Source organism: Pseudomonas onubensis (assembly GCF_965653655.1).
In the GTDB taxonomy this organism is placed as follows: domain Bacteria; phylum Pseudomonadota; class Gammaproteobacteria; order Pseudomonadales; family Pseudomonadaceae; genus Aquipseudomonas.
The window spans coordinates 23,483-43,386 of the sequence record NZ_CBFHAZ010000004.1; the positions used below are offsets into that span (position 1 = coordinate 23,483).

Here is a 19,904-nt window from a genome sequence, read left to right on the forward strand (position 1 = left end):
TTCACTCGCGCCTGTGCCATTGTGCTCAAGGCGTGCCCGTTTCCAGCTCTACCTTTAACGTCACCCGCCGGTTCGGTGCATAACACGCCACCTGTTCCTCATACGTGCCGTAACAGGTGTGCACCACCGGCTCGCGACTGCCTGCACTGGCAGTCGTAATCAGTGATTGGGCGATACCTGCATCCATCAGCATCTCGCCAACCGTGTCGGCCCGTTGATGACCGAGCATTTCATTGCGCGCGGTATTGCCCATTGGGTCGGCATGGCCGGTGACCAGGATGCGCTTGATTTGCGCCTGGTCCTGGCGCAACGCCTCGACCAGCTGGCGAAGGGCGGCGTGGCCGGCTCCGGAGAGGTATTGGCGAGAGGTCTGCCGTGGGGCAAATGTCAGCGCATCGTTCAGGCGATAGTCTCTCACGTGGCTGTCACGCTTGAGAAACGCATAGTGACGGCACGCTTCCACGCTATCGACCCTTGAAAGGACGTGTGCCTGGGCGCGGGTGCTTTTCAACTCACCCTCGGCCTCTTCACGGCTGACCGGTTGCGGAAAAGTGCTGGCATCCTCGCGCACCCGCAGGAAGTAGGTGCGACCGGCCTGCAAGTTGGCCTGGTACAAATCATGCCGCTTGCCACGATAGGCCGGCGCGTCATCCAGGTAGGCACCCAGGGTATGGGTGCCGGGAGCCAGGCAAAACTGGGTGTAGCCACCCGGCAGCAAGCCGGTCTGAAACTGACGGTCGACATAGACATGTGCCGCCCCCTGACGCTGTACGCTCAACACCGGGCGGTAATAGATAACCTGGACCTGATCAACCGCCACTGGTGCAGCGCTTTGGTAAGGCGTGTAGAACACTTTGCCGGGGCCGGCCGCTGTGGTATCCGCAATATTTGAGGTTGAATACAGCAAGGTGCAAGCCAACAGAACGCCGGTGTAAAGTGGGTAATTTTTGAGAATCATGAAGTGTGCGCCTGGCACCGAATCGGCGGCGCCTTGAAGGATCAATTGAAAGGCGAAAAACCGCTTCGCCAACCTGGGTACAAGTGTGCGCAAGCGGCTGAACAGCCTCTATAAGAACGGTCTCATAAGCCCGTAATGCCTGGGCTTTCACATATTTCAGGCAAAAAAAACCGGCGTAAATGGCTACGCCGGTTGTACTGTTGTACCTGTTGGTTTACGGCAGCAGATCTACCCGCACCACCACACGACGGTCCGCTGCATAGCAGGCCACTTGCTCGGCACGGGTACCTTCGCACTGACCGCTGACCGGCTCACGCGAACCGGCACTGCTGACGTGAATGGTAGAGGCGCTGAGACCGCCGTCGAGCAGCAGGCGACGCACGGTTTGCGCACGTTTGAGGCCCAGCGCGTGGTTGGCGTCGGCTTTGCCGATCGGGTCGGTGTGGCCGATCACAGCTATCTGTTCGAGGTTGGCATGCTCGGTTCGCAACTGGTCGATCAACTCGCTGATCGCCTTGCGACCTGGGGTTGAGATGTCGGCATAGCCGGATTTGCCAAACGCAAACAGCACATCACCTGACAGCGAATAGTCCTTGAAAGTTGCCGCCGCCGGCATGGGCTGGTAGTCGCAGGCCACCACATGGGAGGCGCGCGACAACGCATGCACCTGCTGGCGGGTCGCAGCCAGTTCGCTCTCGGCCTGACTGCGGCTGACGGCTTGCGGAGCAGCATTACCGCCTTCGCCGACCTTCAGGAAATAGGTCATGCCACCGTTCAGTTGAGCGCTGTAGACATCGGTATTTTTGCCTGCGTATTTTGGTGCATCGTTGAGATAGGCACCCAGGGTATGTTGACCCGGGGTGACGCAAAACGCCGTGTAGCCGCCCGGGAGAAGCGAGGCTTGAAACTCGCGATCGACATACACATGGGCACCGCTGGCTTGTGCATTGGCGGCAGGCAGTCGGTAGTAAACCACCTGCGCCTGGCCGCCGGACACCGGTGCGACAGGGCTGTACTGATTGCCGAACGCTTTGGGCGATGCCTCTTCAGCCATCGCCAATGGCGCACTGCACAGCGCTACGCTCAACAGCGCGGCGTGGAAAATCGTTGTGTGTTTGAACATGCTCATGACTCCACCACGGGCTATGGTAACCCGGGGTATTGAAAAAAGAGGGAGAGGACGGGGCACGCGGCCCCGTCGCTCGTTCAGGGTTACACCAGGTTGGTTTGCACGCCTTGTTGCACCAGCAACTCAGCGTCCAGCGCATCGTGGCGATACACCTCGTACACCACGCCACCCACGGTCACATTGCCGGAGCTGGCCCAGTTGCCCGGGTCGGTACCATCCGCCAGCAGGTCATCGAGGTTGACCTTGTCGCCGCTGTTGCCCTTGACCATCATTTGCACATGGCCGTCATCGGTGAACAGCGAGGTGCTGCCCTGCTCAAGGACGTCGCTCAATGACAGGTTCAGGGTGTTATTGCCGGTACCGGTGAGGTCGATCACTTCTACCGAGGTGATTTTCTCGCCTAGCTGGGTAAGGTCCAGCACCTGGTCTTTACCGGTGAGCTTGAGCGTGTCGATCCCGGCACCACCGTGGATGGCGCCGCCGGTGCTGTTGGCAAGGTCAGCTATGTTACCCAGTGAAAACACATCGCTGCCGCTGGAACCGTAATGCGCTCCAATGTCGTCCCCACCAATAGTTTGCTGGCTTGGGCTGTCATGCCATTCGAAGCCGTCCGGGCGCTCGAATTTGAAGTTATCAAGAAAGCCCCATTCGTTGGTATAAGCCACGACGCTACCGATCAACACACCCGCGGGTGCGGTGTAAGAAACGGCATAGCCGGTTGCGTTACCAGCAAAGCTCAGGGTGTCGAGCAGGTTTCCGGCTGTGTCATAAAAAGCATAGGTGGCTGGGTTGTGCACGAAGTCGGTGGTAAAGCTCATGGTCGTGCACGGTGTGGTTGCCGAGATCTCCAGTTTGTCGCCGCTGGATCCCGAGATACCGAAATAAAGTCGTTTACCCTGACCATATTGCGGATAGCTATCGGAATACGTCCCGACGTACGTTGTCCCTTGCAGCACTTTGACGTGCATGGTCGCCAGTACCATTGTTTGGCCGACTGTGTAGTGTTTAGTGTCAGTAACACTTGAGAAGTTTTCGGTGGTTTCACCGACTGAAATGCTGACGTACTGCGAGTCGTTGCCCGCGGCGTCCACAATCGCGGCACTCACGCCGTGTTCGTTCAGCGGCTGAAGCGCAACCGGAACACTAATCAGTGCTTTGCCCGCGTCGATATCCGCCTGGGTCAGCGAGTAATCAATACGATGATCACCAATCGCCAGACTGATAGAGTCACCTACCGCCAGTTGGCTGCCATCGAACTCGACACCCACGGAATCAGTGAGCACCTCAATCGCGGTAGGTGCATCCGGCGCTATCGTGTCCAGGGTAATGCTCTGGCTGGATGTGGTGGTATTGCCGGCAAGGTCTACCACGCGGGTCTGGATTTCCCAGCCCGTACTGTGGCTACTGCCGTCCACAAAGCTCCAGCTGTCCGGCCCGTTAAGGATCGCGTCTAGCCAGGTAGTGCCACCATCCAGCGAGACCTGAACTTTTTCACCCGCAACCAAGGCGGCGGTCAAGGAGCCACTGATAAGTCGACCGGCCGTGCCATCGTTGGTGAGGAAATCACCGTGGTTGGCGCCGCTGTCCTTGCCGATACTGTCAACGACAGCCTGCGCCGCCGGTGCGGTGGTATCGATATTCACCGGGTACGGGTCAGATTCTTCGCTTGCATTGCCCGCAGGGTCGGTGACGATGATGGTGAAGTCGTGCTTGCCATCGTTCAGCGGCGGGTTCGGAGTGAATTCCCAACTGCCGTCATCCTTGACTGGCGCAGTACCGATTATGGTGCCGTTATCCTTGATGATGACCGTATCGCCTGGCTCTTGATTACCACCGCTGAGCGTCGGTGTGCTGTCATCAGTTGTTCCATCCTTGGCGATAGGGCCTTGAATGACGCCTACGTCATCCGTCACTTCATCAATGCCTCCATTACCGCCTGCACCCGGTTTGCCCGGTGCAGTGGTGTCGATCTCCAGATTGAATTGGCTGGTAGGCGCACTTTCACCACCGGCAGCGGTGACTACGGTAGCAGTAAAGCTATGGTCGCCTTCGGCCAGCGGCGATGTGGGGGTGTACTCCCACTTGCCACTAGCATCCGACTGAACGTTGTCCAACAGCACACCGTTGTCGTAGATATTGACCGTTGATTTCGGGGTCGCTTGGCCGACCATAGTCGGTGTGGTGTCGTCGGTTACGCCGCCGTTAGCCAAAGGACCCTGGAAGGTACCTTCATCATCAATGACTTGAGTGATGCTGATTTCGACCGCGCTGGTGTCGACGATGAAATGTGTCTCGTCGCTTTTCGGACTTTGATTGCCAGCAACATCCTCCACCACAGTGCTGAAGCTGTGATCGCCATCGGCAAGCGGGGTGCTCGGAGTGAAGCTCCAGCTACCGTCATCCTTGACCGGTGCACGGCCGATCTCTACGCCCTTATCGTAGATGATCACCGTGGTGCCAGGTTCTGCAGTGCCGCTGGCAGTCGGGGTGTTGTCATCGGTGGTGTCTTTGTCATCGATAGTGCCAACGATCGGGCCGACGTCATCGGTCAGCGTTTCGGCTGAAGCAGCGGGCGCAGTGGTATCGACAATAATCGGATAGATGCCGGTTTCCGGGCTCACATTGCCCGCGCCATTGGTGGTGGTCGCGGTAATGTGGTTGAGGTTCTCCTGCAAGTCCTGGGTTAAGTCGACTGACCACTGGCCGTCAGCTTTGACGGTGCCTGTGCCCACCAACACGCCGTCGGCGTAGACCTTCACCGTTGCACCCGGCTCGCCAGTGCCGCTAATGGTCGGTCGTTTATCATCGGTAACGCCGCCAGGTGAGATGTTGCCCTGTTTGCTACCCACATCGTCCAGCGCCCCTGTAATGGCCGGCGCAGGTGGTACGCCGCCAGCGATCAGGTTGAAATCGAAGGGGGTTGAAGGCTCGCTGACATTGCCGGCCAGGTCTTCTGCCTTGGCCGTCAGATCATGCGGACCATTAATCAGAGGCAGGGTCGGAGTAAAACTCCAATCGCCGTTGGCATCCACCGGCGCGCGGCCGATTTCCTTGCCGCCGTCGTAGATGATCACCATGCTGCCTGGCTCGGCAGTGCCCTTGATGTCCGGCTGGGCATCATCGGTGATCGAGCCCTTGGCGATATTGCCGGTCTGATCGCCCTGGTCGTCGTATACGCTAGTGATTTCGGGCTTGTCAGGCGCTTGAGTGTCAATGATGACCTTGTAGGGATCGGACTCTTCACTGGCGTTGCCCGCCGGGTCGGTCACGATAATGGTGAAATCGTGATCGCCATCGTTCAGTGGCGGGTTCGGGGTGAATTCCCAGCTGCCATCGTCCTTGACCGGAGCAGTGCCGATGATGGTGCCGTTGTCGATGATGGTCACCGTGTCGCCCGGTGCCTGGCCGCCGCCGCTGAGGGTCGGGGTGGTATCGTCGGTTGAGCCACCATCTGCAATAGGGCCTTGAATGATACCGACGTCATCGGAAACCTCACCAATGCCTGGCTTGGCCGGTGCAGTGGTATCGATTTCCAGGTTGAACGTGCTGGTAGGCAGACTCTCGCCACCGGCAGCGGTAACCACGGTTGCGGTCAGGCTGTGATCACCCTCGGTCAGAGGCGTGGCGGGGGTGAAGGTCCATTTACCAGAGGCATCTGAATTAGTCGTACCGATTAGCACGCCATTGTCGTAGATATTGACCTTCGAATCTGGAGTCGCCTGGCCGTTGACGGTTGGCGTGGTGTCGTCGGTGACCCCGCCGTTGGTCAACGGGCCGGTGACACTGCCCACGTCGTCGAGAACTTGAGTGATGCTGATTTCAACCTTGCTGGTATCGACCGTGAAATGCGTGTCGTCACTTTTCGGGCTTTGGTTGCCGGCGGCGTCTTCAACGATGGTGCTGAATACATGGTCGCCATCGGCCAGCGGTGTACTTGGAGTGAAGCTCCAGCTGCCGTCATCCTTGACCGGGGTGCGGCCGATTTCTACACCTTTGTCATAGATGATAATGGTGGTGCCAGGCTCGGCAGTGCCACTTGTTGTCGGGGTGTTGTCGTCAGTGGTGTCGTTATCGTTGATCGTACCGACAATTGGGCCCACGTCATCGGTCAGGGTTTCGGCCGAGGCTGCTGGTGGGGTAGTGTCGAGGATCACCGGATAAATGCCGGTTTCCGGGCTGAGATTACCTACCGAGTCAACGGTCTGTGCGGTGAGGTTATTGAGGTTTTCGTGCAGGTCCGAGGTCAACGGCACGCTCCACTGACCGTCGCTGCCAACGGTGCCAGTGCCTACCAGCACACCATCGTCATATACATTGACCGTTGTGCCAGGCTGGCCGGTACCCGTGATGGTCGGACGCGTGTCATCGGTAACTCCACCCGGTGCAATGTTGCCTTGCATGCTGCCCACGTCGTCGATCACGCCGGTGATTGCCGGAGCGGTTGGAACCCCGCCGGCCAGCAGGTCAAAGTCAAACGGGTCAGACGGTTCGCTGATGTTGCCGGCCTTGTCTTCAGCTTTTGCAGTCAGGTCATGCGAGCCGTTGGCCAGCGGCAATGTGGGCGTGAATGTCCATTGGCCTGTTTCGTCCACCGGCGCACGGCCGATTTCAACACCGTTGTCGTAGATGATTACAGTGCTGCCAGGCTCGGCGGTGCCGGTGATATCCGGCTGGGCATCGTCCGTCAGAGAACCCTGTGCAAGGTTACCGGTCTGGTCGCCCTGGTCGTCGTACACGCTGGTGATGGCGGGCGCAGCAGGCGCCTGAGTGTCTACGATGACCTTGTAAGGATCGGACTCTTCGCTGGCGTTGCCGGCAGGGTCGGTCACGATAATGGTGAAGTCATGATCGCCATCTGGCAGGGCCGGATCTGGGGTGTAGGACCAGTTGCCGCTTTCGTCGACAATGGCTTCGCCGATTTGCTTGCCGTTGTCGATGATGGTCACCTTATCGCCAGGCTCCTGGCCGCCACCACTGAGGGTCGGTGTCGTGTCGTCGGTGTAGCCACCATTCTCGATAGGACCCTGGATCAAGCCGACGTTATCGTCCACTTCATCGATGCCGCCGTTGCCGTCTGCGCCTGGCTTGCCGGGTGCAGTCGTATCGATTTCGAGGTCGAATACCGGCGTGGGTGCGCTTTCGCCGCCGACGGGGGTAACCACAGTGGCGGTGAAGCCATGCTGACCCTCATTAAGCGGGGTATCCGGGGTGAAGGTCCACTGACCATTGGCATCCACCGGCACGGTGCCGAGCAACACGCCGTTATCGTAGATGTTGACTTGAGTATTCGGTGTCGCCTGGCCACTGAGGGTCGGCGTGGTATCGTCGGTGACCCCACCGTTTTGTAACTCGCCAACGATGCTTCCGGCGTCGTCCGTAACGTGCTCGATCTTGACCAATTCACCACGGGTATCAACGATCAAATCGTAAGGCAACGATGGCAAGCCACGGTTGCCAGCCGCATCCACGGCAACGGTGGTGAAGCTGTATTCGCCGTCAGCAAGGGCCGTGTCCGGAGTGAATGTCCAGTTACCGTCATGGTCGACGACGGTGGTGCCGATCTTCTCACCGTTGGCAAACACTTCCAGAGTCGAATCCGGCTCTGCGGTGCCTTTTAGTGTGGGGGTGTTGTCATCGGTGACCCCATCTTGTGGAATTATGCCCTGGTGATCACCAACATCGTCCAGCGCCTCTTTGATCATGGACTGCCCTGGGGCAGTGATATCGATGGTGAACTCAAAACCAGGGGAAGGCGCGCTTTCATTGCCTGCCGGATCTTTCTCGACGATCACAATGTTGTGATCGCCTTCTGCGAGCGGCGTTTCGGGTGTGAAGGTCCACTTCCCGTCATTACCGACCACCGCCTCGCCGATGGCTTTGTCGCCATCCTTGATGACAATAGTGCTGCCAGGTGTACCGGTACCGCTAAACGTCGGTGTGGTGTCGTCGGTGGAGCCACCGTTTTCGATTGGTCCGGTTTTGTCGCCGACATTGTCTTCAACGTCGTCCAGCTGTGGTGTCGGCGGAAACAGTGGGTCGTGATGTTTGTCATCATCGTCGTGGTTGCGTGCATAGACCGCACCCGCCAGCGCTAACGCCCCCAAGCCCAGCAAGGCCGGCCAGAACCAACCCATACCGGTGCCGGCTACCAGGCCGTCAAAACCGCTGAGCTGCTCGCTGCCCAATACCTGCGGCGAGGACACGCCATCCATGAGGAAGGCTGCTTCGTGATCCTGCTCGGCGTCGGACGCGATGTATTCGTGGTACGCGCCATCTTCAGCCACACCCACCAGCTGGCCCTGGGTTTCGAAGAAGTCTTCGATGATCAACTGCGGTTGATCCGGGTCGCTGCCTTCCAGGGCAATGTGCAGGTCTTTACCGACACGCTTGATCGTGATGTTTTCCGGCGCTATGCCTTTGTCGCCTTCGGCCAGTATGTACTTGCCGTTCGGCACGGCTTTGATGCGTACCGGATGCCCTTGGGGGTTGGATTTGAGCTCGGTGGTCTCGGTGATGGTTTTGCCATCTACGACCGCGATGTTCACTGCATTCGTATTCACTTTCATGCCTCATTCGACAGGTTGGGCTGTGGGCCGACACAGCGTCGGCGCGACCAAATCAACCAAGGTTCGCCAGGTGTTGGAGGCGTACATTGGAATGAGGTAAGTGTTCGGCAGAGGGGGTAGGACGAGATATGAGAACTGTCCCAAAACGGTGCCCCATCGCTGGCTCATGTTTTAGGCGCGATCAGAAACGAGGCTTCCGTTATCAGGAGCGTTTTAAAGGAAATCTGCTTATGCGCTGGCCGCCAGGCCCATTATGCTGATTGTAGGTGGCAGCCGTATTTTCGGATGGTCGTCAGTAGTTCGGGCAACTGTTCCAACAGCAGGTAGGGGTTGTTGGTTACCGGTGGTTTGGGCAGCGCGACAACGTCCAGGACTGAAGCAGGATTGAGTTCCATACCTTCGACTTTTACCAGGGCACAACGAAAGAGTTGGTTGAACCAGGTGCGGCATTTTTCAGCCATGGTGAAGGCTTTGCGTTGTTCGATGGTGCTTAGGATAGCCAGCAAGTCGTGGCGGGTGATGCTTTGGATGGGGCGCTCGGCCAGGGTGGGCAGGACGTCTTTTTTGAAGACCCTGAGGATTTGCGACAGTGTGCTTTGGCGGCCGTCATTCAAGCTCAGGCGACGGAAGTCGATCCACTCGTCATAGACCGCTTGGAAGGTATGTTTTACTTCAGCTTTAGCCTCAATGCGCTGCTGCTTACGGTGTTCACATGGGTTGATATTCTGAGCAAGCAGTTTGCGTGCTTCATCACGACGTTCACGTGCTTGTTTCAGACTGACTGCGGGGTAGCTGCCTAAGGACATTTTGGCTTGCTGGCCCTCCCAATAAAAACGGAACAACCATCGTTTTTTGCCGGCGATGGTCACCATAAGTGACAGGCCGTCAAAATCGCCAATGGTGTAGTTTTTATTTGTAGGTCGGGCGTGCCGAATTGCCATATCTGAGAGAGGCATGGTGAGCTCCTTTTAGAGAGTCAGCACCCGATGCTCGTCTGGCGACCTGAGAGGATCCATCAACAATACGAATTTGAGTCTCCCCGGAAAAAGGTACTCAAAAAGGTACTTAAACGTACTGGATCACCCTGGTTTTCAGTGGTTTTCCGCAGAAACGAAAAAAGACGCCTAAGCGTCTATTTCGTGGATCCCAGCGTCCTATGGACATCTGTGGATCAAATATTGGAGCGGGAAACGAGTTTCTTACTAAACGTCTATCCAATTGAAAACGTTGAGTTTTTAATCTAAAAAACGCTTTCTGTGGACTAAATCATGGACTACTTCTTTGGGTATGACAAGCCTGTGATAGGAATCGTTTTTCCACGCGCAGCTCCCAAATACCAACAAGAAAGCACACGTGTGTTAGCCAATCCACTGTACCTGCTCCTGCTCCAGGCGGTGTTCGTGTTCTCGTGGAGTTCGGGCTTTATCAGCGAGCGGCTGGGCGCTCAGAACGCCGGCGCGATCAACCTGCGGTTCTGGCGCTTCCTGTTGGTTATGCCTCAGTACTGCCAGCGATACCCCAGGTTAATTCCCCACGATTGCTGAAGTTGCTTGCCATCGGCGTACTGTCCCTCTACGTAGATTGCTTGGCTGGCAGACAAACGAAGATTGGAGCCCAGCACAAATTCAGCCCGCGACCCATCAGGCAGTGCGTTGTTAAGGCGAACGCCGTTGACATTGACCTCAGTGCGCCCCTTGAACTCATGAATCAGACTGACCTTGGCATACGGCTCCACGCTGCGCCCACCCGTCAATGCGAAGTTTTTGCCGACCATGGCGCCCACTCGGCCTTGCAGTGAATCCACTCCACCACTGTCAACCTTCAAACCGTCGGTAGAGGTGTAATTCAAGCCGTCAACGTGTGAGGCATTCAGCTGCACTTGCGGCTCCACAAACCAGCCACTGTCCGCTTTGAAGCGCTTACCCCCTTCGACGCTGGCGCTGTACCCGTTGACGTTGTCGTGGCCTTTGACGCGTTGACCGAGGTTGGTGGTACCGCGAATGTCACTGTCCAGGCGGTTGTATTTAAGTACGCCGTCAACATACCAACCGCCATCTTGCAGCCAGGTGGCGTAGCCGCCGATGCTGGTGCTGTCGATGGTGCCGTGTGCACCTTCACCAAAACTCATGTCGGCGCTGCCGCTGCCAAACAGGCCGCCCACGTAGAGCCTGGCGGCATCAAGCTGGATAGCTTTGTCCACACCTACCTGCAGCCCTTGGATCGACTGATCGAAACCACGGCTGTAATGGGTGTTCACGTTGTAACGGCGATCGAAACCACGTACCCAGACTCCACCGTAGTCATTGCTGGTACGCAGATCGCCCAGACGTGCGTTCAGGTTATCGAGTTCGGCATTCAGCAACAGGCTGCTGGCTGTTTGCATGCCCAACGCGCTGTTACTGCCTTTGGACAGATCCTGCGGGGTGACCTTGGGGGGCGCAACCGGCGGCGTTACCGGTGGTGTAACTGGTGGCGTGACCGGCGGCGTAACCGGCGGCGTAACCGGTGGCGTAACCGGCGGCGTAACCGGCGGCGTAACCGGCGGCGTAACCGGTGGCGTAACCGGTGGCGTAACCGGTGGCGTAACCGGCGGCGTAACCGGCGGCGTGACCGGTGGCGTAACCGGTGGCGTAACCGGTGGCGTAACCGGCGGCGTAACCGGCGGCGTAACCGGTGGCGTAACCGGCGGCGTAACCGGCGGCGTAACCGGTGGCGTAACCGGTGGCGTAACCGGCGGCGTAACCGGCGGCGTAACCGGTGGCGTAACCGGCGGATTAACCAACTGGTTGGAAGCCAGGTACCAGTTATTGTTCTGCTCAAGCAACTGGTAGCGGAACGCCCCGGCATCGACATGACCACCGTAGAGGTCAAACTTCCCGGAACCACCCATGGTTTTAACCAGGGTCAGGGTGCCGTCCTGGCTGGCAGGGTTGTTGCCGCTGTCGGCGACTACCAAGGTGTGCTCACCCGTGGTGGTGCCCCCTACGGTAATCAGGTCACCGCGCTGTGAAGCCAGGTCGGTATTCATCGCAAACGTGGTGTTGCCGGAAAGATCGCCGGTGATGTTCAGGCTTTTGAAGCCACCTGCTGCGACAAAATTAACCCGACTGTCTTTGGCGGCAAAATTGCCCAACTGCGAATCACCGGTGAGGTTCCAGGTGCTGGCGTTCTGCATATTGAGGGCACTTAGCCCCTGAATACGCCCGGTAAGCGCAGTGTTGTCCAGCTGCATCGAGACATTCCCGGCACTTTTCCCACTCACCAGGCTATCGCCCGTCAGGGTACTGTTGAACGCCTTGATTGATACCGTGCCGTAATCCACTGGTGTGCCGTCGGACAGCTTCCCCTGGTCAACATCAAGCAGGTTTTTGCCAGTTGCCTTGGCCGTATCAAGGGCCACATCCAGTTGCCCGCCCCGCACGGCTATGACCGAACCTTGAGCGGCACTTAACGAGCTTGCGGCGTCAACCTGCACCTGGTTTTGTTGGCCAATAGCACCGGCATAAGCACCCAAGGCAACGCTGCCTGCGCCGTCAGCTTTTACCACCACCGTATGGGCGTCGATCGCCCCGCCGCTGTTGAGCACCAGGCCTTGGGCCTTGTCGCCGTCCGATGTTATTGCAAGCTGGTTGGCTGTTACGGTACTGCCGGTCGCGGAGTAAAGCCCTATGGAACCGTTGCTGGTGGTAACCGAGCCACCGTCCAGGTTGATTTGTGCACCGCCAAAGGCCGCTGCGCCCGCCCCTCCCGTGGCTGCCGAGCCTTGACCGTTGTGAACGCTGATGAGCGTGTTGCTGGTATTGATCACAGTGCCTGCGCCTTCGGCATATACACCATGTGAACTTTGGCCGGTGGTGTCGATTGAGCCACCCACCAACGAGACCTGCCCGCCCTGGGCAACAATACCCAGTGCGCCATCACCCGAGGTAATCGCCACCAGATCCTTGGCCACCAGGCTGCTGGTGGGAGAGGCCAGCCACACGGCATAGGCGCCATCATTCTGCGTAATAAAACGGCTATTATTGACCTGTGCAGCGGCGTCGCGGTTGATATTCAATGCGTGGCCGCCACTTTCGGTGGTGCTGATATCAGAGTCTGTGATGCTTGCGCTGGCTTGGGAGCCGGGTATACCCAGCAATAAAATGCCACTGTCGCCGGAAGATACACGCGTTTTAGTCAGCGTAGCGCTGGAAAGGGGTCCGCTGACATAGACCCCATTGGACACCCGCGAGTTGATTGACGAGTTTGAAATGTCCACCTTCGCCCCGGCCTGGACCCCCACGCCATAGGATTGGTTACTGGACGTACTCACGGTGCTGTTGGACAACTGCCCACTGGCTGCCGCCCCCGAAATAACCAGCCCACTGGAGTTTAAGTTAGTGGTCACCAGTGTGGCATTATCGATGAGCACAGTGCCCAAGGAAAACACGGCGGCGGACGAAGTGCCGGACGTAGTCGCCCGGCCATTGGCGTAACTGACTGTGTCCCCGGCGATCACCGATATTGCGGGGGTTCCCATCGTACTACTCGAATAATCGCCCTGCAGGGTTTGCCCGGAAAATGCATAGACAGGCACGACCAGCAGCATCACGGCGCCAGAAACTTTCCCAATATCCGAACTCATGCACACCTCAAAACTTGACTATTAGTTTCAGCCCTGTGTCGCAGCCATGTAGAAACAGCGAAGCTTCTTATATCCAATAAGAAACTTCACCGGCGCGACAGTCAGTTTATAAACAGGGATGAAAACCCAATGTAAAAATCAGCACCAAACAGCGGCAATTGGCAACACCGATAAGTGCCCAATGCGTGACGGGATATTATTTGTAATCAATAAAAAACGTCGCGGTAGCATTCGCCGGTCCCGGCCCGACGTCGGCGGTTGTTTGTATGTACCGTGCGACAATAGGAATAGACACTGAGTTGCCTTGGGCGACGATGGTACCGACCTTCTGAAGGGTGCTCAACGCAAAAGGCCCTTGTGACGTCGCGACACCGGTAACCTTCACGCCCACACCCGTGGCAGCAGCGATGGCACCGTTGGTAGGGCTGATGGCAATGATATTATTGGCCAGATCAACCGCCGGCAATGTCGGGTCAATCCGGTAGTCCACTTCGGTGATACTTTGGGCGTTGGGGCAGTTCAACAGCTCGATCGAACTTACCACGGCACGGGACATGCTGCCAACGCCAGTAAACTCACTGGTCTGATGCAGGCCGAGGTACATATTGACGTCTTGCGTATCGCACGTTGTCGTATTGATCGAACCATTGAAGTTAACGGTACCGTCCGAGGCATGGGCAGACGAAGCAATGACAGCGGCTACCCAAAGGGGCAGTGCAAGTAGTTTAATATTCATAATTTCCCTATCCTTTACTAATGATTATTTTATTGCTCAGGTTTTCCACAACGGACTGGCACCGGCAGATCACCCATGCCAGAAGAAGCGTTTTAAAATATAAAATGATTGTCCTGACGCACCGCCTCAACATAGACCCCACACGCGGGATCATTTAACTGGCTGGTGAGCGAGCAGGACTCATCCGAGAACCCCGTGACACCCTGCGATTTTCTTTCGAGCAAAGTTATAACGCGCGCATCTTGCTTATATAACGGGCGTTGCAAACGCACAGCAGGGTGGGCAGAACGTTGACGAGATAAATACTCGTCAATCGGAAAGTCGTCCTGTGAACATTGATGCCCGTCGACAGCGCGATTGAAGTTGATGCCTTGCACAATCGACCATGTCCCATAGATCGCCAGCACCAACTGAATCACTCGCCACACTTTCATTATTATTCTCCCCGCGACGGCCTTTAATACACCGCCCATAACCGCTGCCGGTCGCTATTGATATTCAAGGGTAAAGGTCACGGTGGCATTCGCCTGCCCTGCCGTCACGGTGTCTGCCGTTTGAATGTATTGCGCTGACAGCGGGATGCTGTAAGCCGCGCCCTCCACTGCCAACGGCGTAATACCACTGCTTACGTAAGTGCCCAGCGGCAACGGGCTGTTGGACGGACCAATGATCTGCAAGCCGACACCGCCGGCCGAGGCGATACTGCCCAGGGTGGTCGGGTTGATGTCGACAATACCGCTCGCCTGGCTGAGCGCCGGGCGCGTCGGGTCCAGCCTGAATTGTATGGTGTTGGCACTTTTCGCGCCGACGCTGGTGGCGCTGCCTTTGGTCTCGTCCCAGGCCGGCCCGGTGGTTTGGTAAGTGCCTTGAAATGCAGGGCAGTTGAGCAGCTTTATCTCAAACGTTTTCAGGCCGGTGGTGCTGTTCAAGCCGGAGAATTCACTGAGCTTGTGCACGCCCATATCGACCGAGACATCCGGCGTCTGACAGGTGCGCGAAATCACATTGACCGCACCGGTCATACGCACACGGAACATTTCGAATGCAACGCCATCAAGCGTCATGGTGGCTTCGACCGTCGGCAAGTTGCTCGCCAGTACGGCACCCGGCGTCACCTCGCCAGTCTTGATGATGACCATGTCAAACTGCGAAATGGCATCGGTGGCAACCGTGCAGCCTCCCGCCACCGCCGGGCAGCCAGGTTTGCCGGCAGTGACCACATACGGAAAGTTACCGCTGGCGTTTGTCAGCGCCACGCCCAATCCAGGCACACCGGTCTCATAGACTTTGCCCGCGTAGGGTGCGCTGCTCCAGGTGCTCAAAGGCTTTGGCGCGCTGGTCACATTGCCCAGCACACTCATGGTGTCCGGCGCTGAAGAACAGGCGATCTGCAAACTGCCCTTGGCGTTGTACGACTGGCGATACACCACCGCGCCCAGCGGCACATCGCGCCCTACCGTGATGTTGCCGATCTGAATCGGCAGCGTGCCATCGAAGGCTTGCCCGCTTTGTACGCAACTGGCCATGGCAAACCCCGCCATAGACCAGAGCCCACAAACCCCCAGGCTCCATTTCACAACTGCCCATGGCTTCATGGTTTTATCCCCTGTGTGGCGCCAGCTGGCGCAGTGCCGATGCTGTTATTGATCGGTGAACACACCGCATCCATTTGCTGTAGTTGCTGGCCGTCATTTTTGAGCTCAGGAATGTCGACTGAGCATTGCTGATCCGAGCCCGCGCCCCACTTGACCAGCAAGCGGCGAGTCCCTTCCTTGACCCGTGCATACAACTGCCCGCCCTGCCCGACGATACCGACCGAATTACCCGTTTCATCCTCCACACCGGCACCGAATGGCAATGACAGGCCTTTGGCCGCCGTGACATTCACCAGCACCGCCGCGCCGGTGTTGGTGCCGTATTTAAGCGATACCACCGCCCCGGCGCGCGGAGCGACCTGTTGACTGGTTTGTTGCAGTTCCACATTCAGCGACGTGCCAATCGGGTCGATGGCCACCTCGTTAAGCTCATACGGGCGCAGATAAGGCACGACCGCATTCCCCTGGCTATCGAGTTTCAACCCCGGATAGCCGACCACCTTGGCGCCTTCCGCGCCGGGGGCACTCACCACGGCCATGGTTTCGCCTCGAGCCGAGGTGAACGTCACGCCGTTGGGGTGTGCCACCACGCTGCCACTTGCACTCAGCAAAACGCTGTCATAGCCATCCCCATGGCTAAGCGAGGCACCCAAGGTGGATTTAGACCCGGTGTATTGGCCGTTGACCGCCGTGCTGTTGGTACGGCCCGTGCCATCATGCGTCACCGTTGCGCCGTAGCTGTATTCACGGTCTTCGCCTGCCACGTCGCTGTAAGTGGCGCTTTCGTTGTATTTGCCATCCGGGTTTCGATCCAGGCGCATTTGCAATTGCGGGCTGAAACCGCGTTTGGCACCGAAGTCCAACGGCATGGTGGCGCTCAGCGACAGGCTGTTTTGCATGTCCCCCACGCCGATACGGGTACGGTTGGCACTGAGGCCATAGGTCACTTTGCCGATTTGGGTGTTGTAGCCCAACTGGTACTGCACATCCGTACCGCCCTGGTTCCAGTAGTTCTGGGTAAACCCGGTAAACCAGATACGGCCGCGCTCGCCCACGCGCTGGTCGGCCGTGAATGACAAGCGGCTGCGCGGGCGGCTCAAGGTGCTGGTATCCAGGCCTGCCTGCTCGGCGTCGAGCAGCTGCATGGCGCTGGCGAAATCCAGATAACCGCGGGAAGAAAACCGATAAGCCCCGACCGAGAAGTTACTTCCGGTGCTCAAAATGTTTTTGCTGTAAGACAAACGCAGGCTCTGCCCCTGGGAGCTGCCGGCCTTGAGGTTGGTCTGTGCCTGGCTGATATCCACCGCCAGTGCGCCCATGGGCGTACCAAACGCGCTGCCGACCAGCACATTGAGGTAGTCTTCACTCGTTTGTGCGCCACCGTAACCGGTAACGACGTTGCTCACGCCTTGCTGATAAGTGCCCTGGAACAGTGGACGCGGGCTGGTGCCAAAGTTGTTGCGCGTGCGCCCCAGCGTGGTGCTGAAACGCGAGGTGCCTGGGCGCAGCAGTTGCGTCACCGAGGCATAGGGCACGACAAAACTCTGCTGCGTGCCGTCGGCTTCATAGACGGTCACGCTCAGGTCGCCGCCGTAACCGGTAGCGTACAAGTCGTCAATGACGAAAGCGCCTGGCGCCACGGTGGTTTCGAACAACAGGTTACCGTTCTGCCGGATCGAAACCCGCGCGTTGGTGCGGGCAATACCACGCACCACCGGGGCGTAGCCGCGCAGCGTCTCGGGTAACATGCGGTCATCGGTGGCCAATTGCACACCGGTAAAACTCAAGGTGTCGAAAATCTCGCCACTGGTGTTGGATTCACCCAGGGTCAGCTGGCTTTTCAACGCAGTAACATCGTGTTGCGCGTAGGTCGCAATCCGCTGGTAGGCCGTCCCGGTTTGCTGCTGCCAATTGATGGTTGCATCGTGGCGCAGGCGCCACTCACCGATGTTGAACCCGGTGTTGAGCCCCATGTAGGCGGTGTCTGTATCACCTGTAGGGGTATTGAGGCGGCTGGCATTGAAGTTGTAACTGAGAATGCCGGCCGTGACGCCACTGTCCCACAGCTCGGGGCTGACATAACCACGCGCATTACGACGCATGGCAACCTGCGGAATGCTGACGTCCAACTGTTGGTCCGAAGGCGAAAAGGTCGCCGTCGCACCGTCAATCAAATCGGGCAAGGCCAGGCACTGCTTGCCGCTTTGCAACTGCTCAGTGGCTTGTGGTGACAACTTACGGAGATCGACCCCCAGCAACTCAAGGAACCCCTGGCTGAAACACACAACCGGATTGCCGCCCGCTTTATCGGCGCTGATTTGAATGTCCTGACGCGTGACAATTTTGCCGTTGATCATGACGTCGGCGCGGTACTGGCCAGCCGTTACCGGGTTGCCTTTTTGGTAGGCGGACAAATCGAGATTACGTGAATCTTCAGACAGAAAGTCGCTGTTGAACTGAACGTCTTCGGCAAAAACACTGCTGACAACACACACGCCTGAAAGCACTACAAACGACTTCAATATCCATTTTGCACGCGTATTTCGGACCGTCCAGGGCCGCGCCCGCAGGTTCATCCCCGGGCCGAAAAAGCTGTTCATAAGTCACTCTTTTTGAGGCGTGCGCACGTTAGTGTGCGAGTGGTTGCTTCACTGGAACCAATGCACCGAAATCATTGATGGCATTGAACTCAACACGTGCATCGGAGGGCGGCAGCGAGGTTACCGACGGCAGTGCAAACTGCTTGGTTTCACCCGGCGCGATCATGCCGTTTTCACTGCTGCTGCGCTGCGTACCGGAAACCAGCGCGAGCTCAACTTCAGAGACGAAATAGGCCGACGGGTTGTAGGCCTGCAACGCGTAACCTTTACCTTGCGCGGCCGGCACGACTTTCCACTGCACCTGTGTGATGGCCTCGTCGGGAGAGCCTGGCAAACCGGCCGGGCGGTAAAAAATCTTGATGCGCGAACGGAACGCCATCTGCAGGATATTGGCGTCGATATTGCCTTGTGGCTTGGGCGGAATTTCCAACAGGTTGAACCAGAACACGGACTCTGCATTGGCGGGTAATTGCGCGCCTGTATAGATCAAGCGCAGGCTCTGGCCTTTGTTTGCATCAATGCGCGCAACCGGCGGCGACAATAGAAACGGCGCCTTGGAACTGGTGGGTGTGGACTTCACATCCCCGGTGTCGACCCAGGATTGAACCAACGCCGGCAGGTCACCATTGTTGTTCAGCTTGACCGTAATTTCTTTGGCCCCTGCCGGGTACACCAGGCGGGTTCCGGTAATAACAACGCCCGCAAAACTCTGCGAGCACACCAGGCCAGTCAACAGCGCGAGCAACGTGCGATGGAGAGGAACTCGATGACGCATAGGACACCTCAGCGGTATTGCCAGTAAGTGCAAGCACTTACTGGCAACGCGTTACTTATTGATAGTCTATCGAGTAGGTAACGGAGCTGATAACCGAACCAGGTGTCGACGCGCCAGTGGCGTAGTACTGCACGGCGTAGTTCATGTTAGCGGCGCCCGTCGAGTCGATGGCGCTGCGGCTGGTGGTTGCACGCTGTGCACCGGCGCCGGCCTTGATGGCCGTGTTGTTCACCGCATCAACCAATTGCAGTTGAACGTTGGTGGCAGTACCGGTGGTGTTTTTCAGGTTGCCGCTGTTGGCATCAACAGTAGTGCCCGGCTCAAACATGGCGGCGGCCGTGTTGGCAGTGCCAGTGCACTTGCTCAGTTGAATAGTGAAACCGGTGGTGCCTTCAACTTGGGCAGCAGCAGCCAACTTGGAAGTCGACACGGTAGGCAGTGTGACAGTGGCAACGGTTGGCGTGACGACGCCGTTAACTGCAACGGTGCAAGTCTGAGCAGTCAGGGCGCCATTGAAGTTGATGGTGCCGTCAGCGGCGTTAGCGAACTGAGAACCGGTAGCGGCAACCAGAACAGCGAGAGCAAGGGCTTTGCGAATCATGAGAATAGTTCCGTAAAAGAGAATCGAAGGTGTCGCTATTGACCATACTTGCTTGCACTTCATGTGCTTTATTCAAGATCAAGCCGATTGTTTCTTGGCGACGGAGAGAATGATCTTATTTTTTTACCTACATTCCACTAGGACGCGTCCTGCGAAAACATGCGAAATTTCCCAAGCAATATTCCCTCTCCAATACAGCAGCTTCCTACCTCACGACACGCCACGCATCTGTAGGAAATTTCCCATTTTCCACAGGAATATTCCCATATCTTGCTTCCAAAGAAGGAAGCAAAATAACCCCAATGCGGCGTAAACACCCT

12 protein-coding genes are annotated in these 19,904 nt (G+C 57.5%); 1 reads left to right on the top strand and 11 read right to left on the bottom strand.

Translation table 11 applies throughout. The features are described 5' to 3' along the window. Nucleotides 1-25: 25 nt before the first annotated feature. The 4 genes from ACTD9P_RS02580 to ACTD9P_RS02595 all read right to left on the bottom strand — a co-directional run bounded on the left by ACTD9P_RS02580 (nucleotide 26) and on the right by ACTD9P_RS02595 (nucleotide 9,609). On the bottom strand, nucleotides 26-958 hold the full coding sequence (locus ACTD9P_RS02580) for an OmpA family protein (RefSeq protein WP_438866559.1): 933 nt from the start codon (nucleotides 956-958) through the stop codon (nucleotides 26-28). A gap of 214 nt (nucleotides 959-1,172) precedes the next feature. Beyond that, the gene (locus ACTD9P_RS02585; RefSeq protein ID WP_438866560.1) at nucleotides 1,173-2,081 is read right to left on the bottom strand and encodes an OmpA family protein; all 909 of its coding nucleotides are present in this window, start codon (nucleotides 2,079-2,081) and stop codon (nucleotides 1,173-1,175) included. A gap of 89 nt (nucleotides 2,082-2,170) precedes the next feature. Then, the gene (locus ACTD9P_RS02590; RefSeq protein WP_438866561.1) at nucleotides 2,171-8,653 is read right to left on the bottom strand and encodes an Ig-like domain-containing protein; all 6,483 of its coding nucleotides are present in this window, start codon (nucleotides 8,651-8,653) and stop codon (nucleotides 2,171-2,173) included. A 251-nt stretch (nucleotides 8,654-8,904) separates the two neighbouring features. Continuing rightward, nucleotides 8,905-9,609, bottom strand: a complete 705-nt coding sequence (locus ACTD9P_RS02595; RefSeq protein ID WP_438866562.1) for a tyrosine-type recombinase/integrase — start codon at nucleotides 9,607-9,609, stop codon at nucleotides 8,905-8,907. A 312-nt stretch (nucleotides 9,610-9,921) separates the two neighbouring features. Between ACTD9P_RS02595 and ACTD9P_RS02600 the strand changes: the two genes are divergently transcribed. Continuing rightward, nucleotides 9,922-10,197: a hypothetical protein gene (locus ACTD9P_RS02600; protein WP_438866563.1), complete on the top strand. Its 276-nt coding sequence runs from the start codon at nucleotides 9,922-9,924 to the stop codon at nucleotides 10,195-10,197. Here ACTD9P_RS02600 and ACTD9P_RS02605 read toward each other — a convergent pair. From ACTD9P_RS02605 to ACTD9P_RS02635, 7 genes are all read right to left on the bottom strand, one after another. Then, nucleotides 10,152-13,277, bottom strand: a complete 3,126-nt coding sequence (locus tag ACTD9P_RS02605; protein WP_438866564.1) for an autotransporter outer membrane beta-barrel domain-containing protein — start codon at nucleotides 13,275-13,277, stop codon at nucleotides 10,152-10,154. The two genes, ACTD9P_RS02600 and ACTD9P_RS02605, sit on opposite strands and share 46 nt — an antisense overlap. 196 nt (nucleotides 13,278-13,473) lie before the next feature. After that, the gene (locus ACTD9P_RS02610) at nucleotides 13,474-14,013 is read right to left on the bottom strand and encodes a fimbrial protein (RefSeq protein ID WP_438866565.1); all 540 of its coding nucleotides are present in this window, start codon (nucleotides 14,011-14,013) and stop codon (nucleotides 13,474-13,476) included. A 92-nt stretch (nucleotides 14,014-14,105) separates the two neighbouring features. Further along, a complete protein-coding gene (locus ACTD9P_RS02615; RefSeq protein ID WP_438866566.1) occupies nucleotides 14,106-14,447 on the bottom strand; it encodes a hypothetical protein in 342 nt (113 codons plus the stop codon). A 54-nt stretch (nucleotides 14,448-14,501) separates the two neighbouring features. Beyond that, nucleotides 14,502-15,539 carry a fimbrial protein gene (locus ACTD9P_RS02620; protein WP_438866567.1) on the bottom strand — a complete coding sequence of 346 codons (1,038 nt, stop codon included), beginning with the start codon at nucleotides 15,537-15,539 and terminating at the stop codon, nucleotides 14,502-14,504. 65 nt (nucleotides 15,540-15,604) lie between these two features. Further along, on the bottom strand, nucleotides 15,605-18,208 hold the full coding sequence (locus ACTD9P_RS02625; protein WP_438866568.1) for a fimbria/pilus outer membrane usher protein: 2,604 nt from the start codon (nucleotides 18,206-18,208) through the stop codon (nucleotides 15,605-15,607). Between the two features lie 28 nt (nucleotides 18,209-18,236). Continuing rightward, nucleotides 18,237-18,983, bottom strand: coding sequence for a fimbrial biogenesis chaperone (locus tag ACTD9P_RS02630; protein ID WP_438866569.1), 747 nt, complete (start codon nucleotides 18,981-18,983; stop codon nucleotides 18,237-18,239). Nucleotides 18,984-19,038: 55 nt separating this feature from the next. Continuing rightward, the gene (locus tag ACTD9P_RS02635) at nucleotides 19,039-19,584 is read right to left on the bottom strand and encodes a fimbrial protein (RefSeq protein WP_438866570.1); all 546 of its coding nucleotides are present in this window, start codon (nucleotides 19,582-19,584) and stop codon (nucleotides 19,039-19,041) included. Between the last annotated feature and the right edge of the window lie 320 nt (nucleotides 19,585-19,904).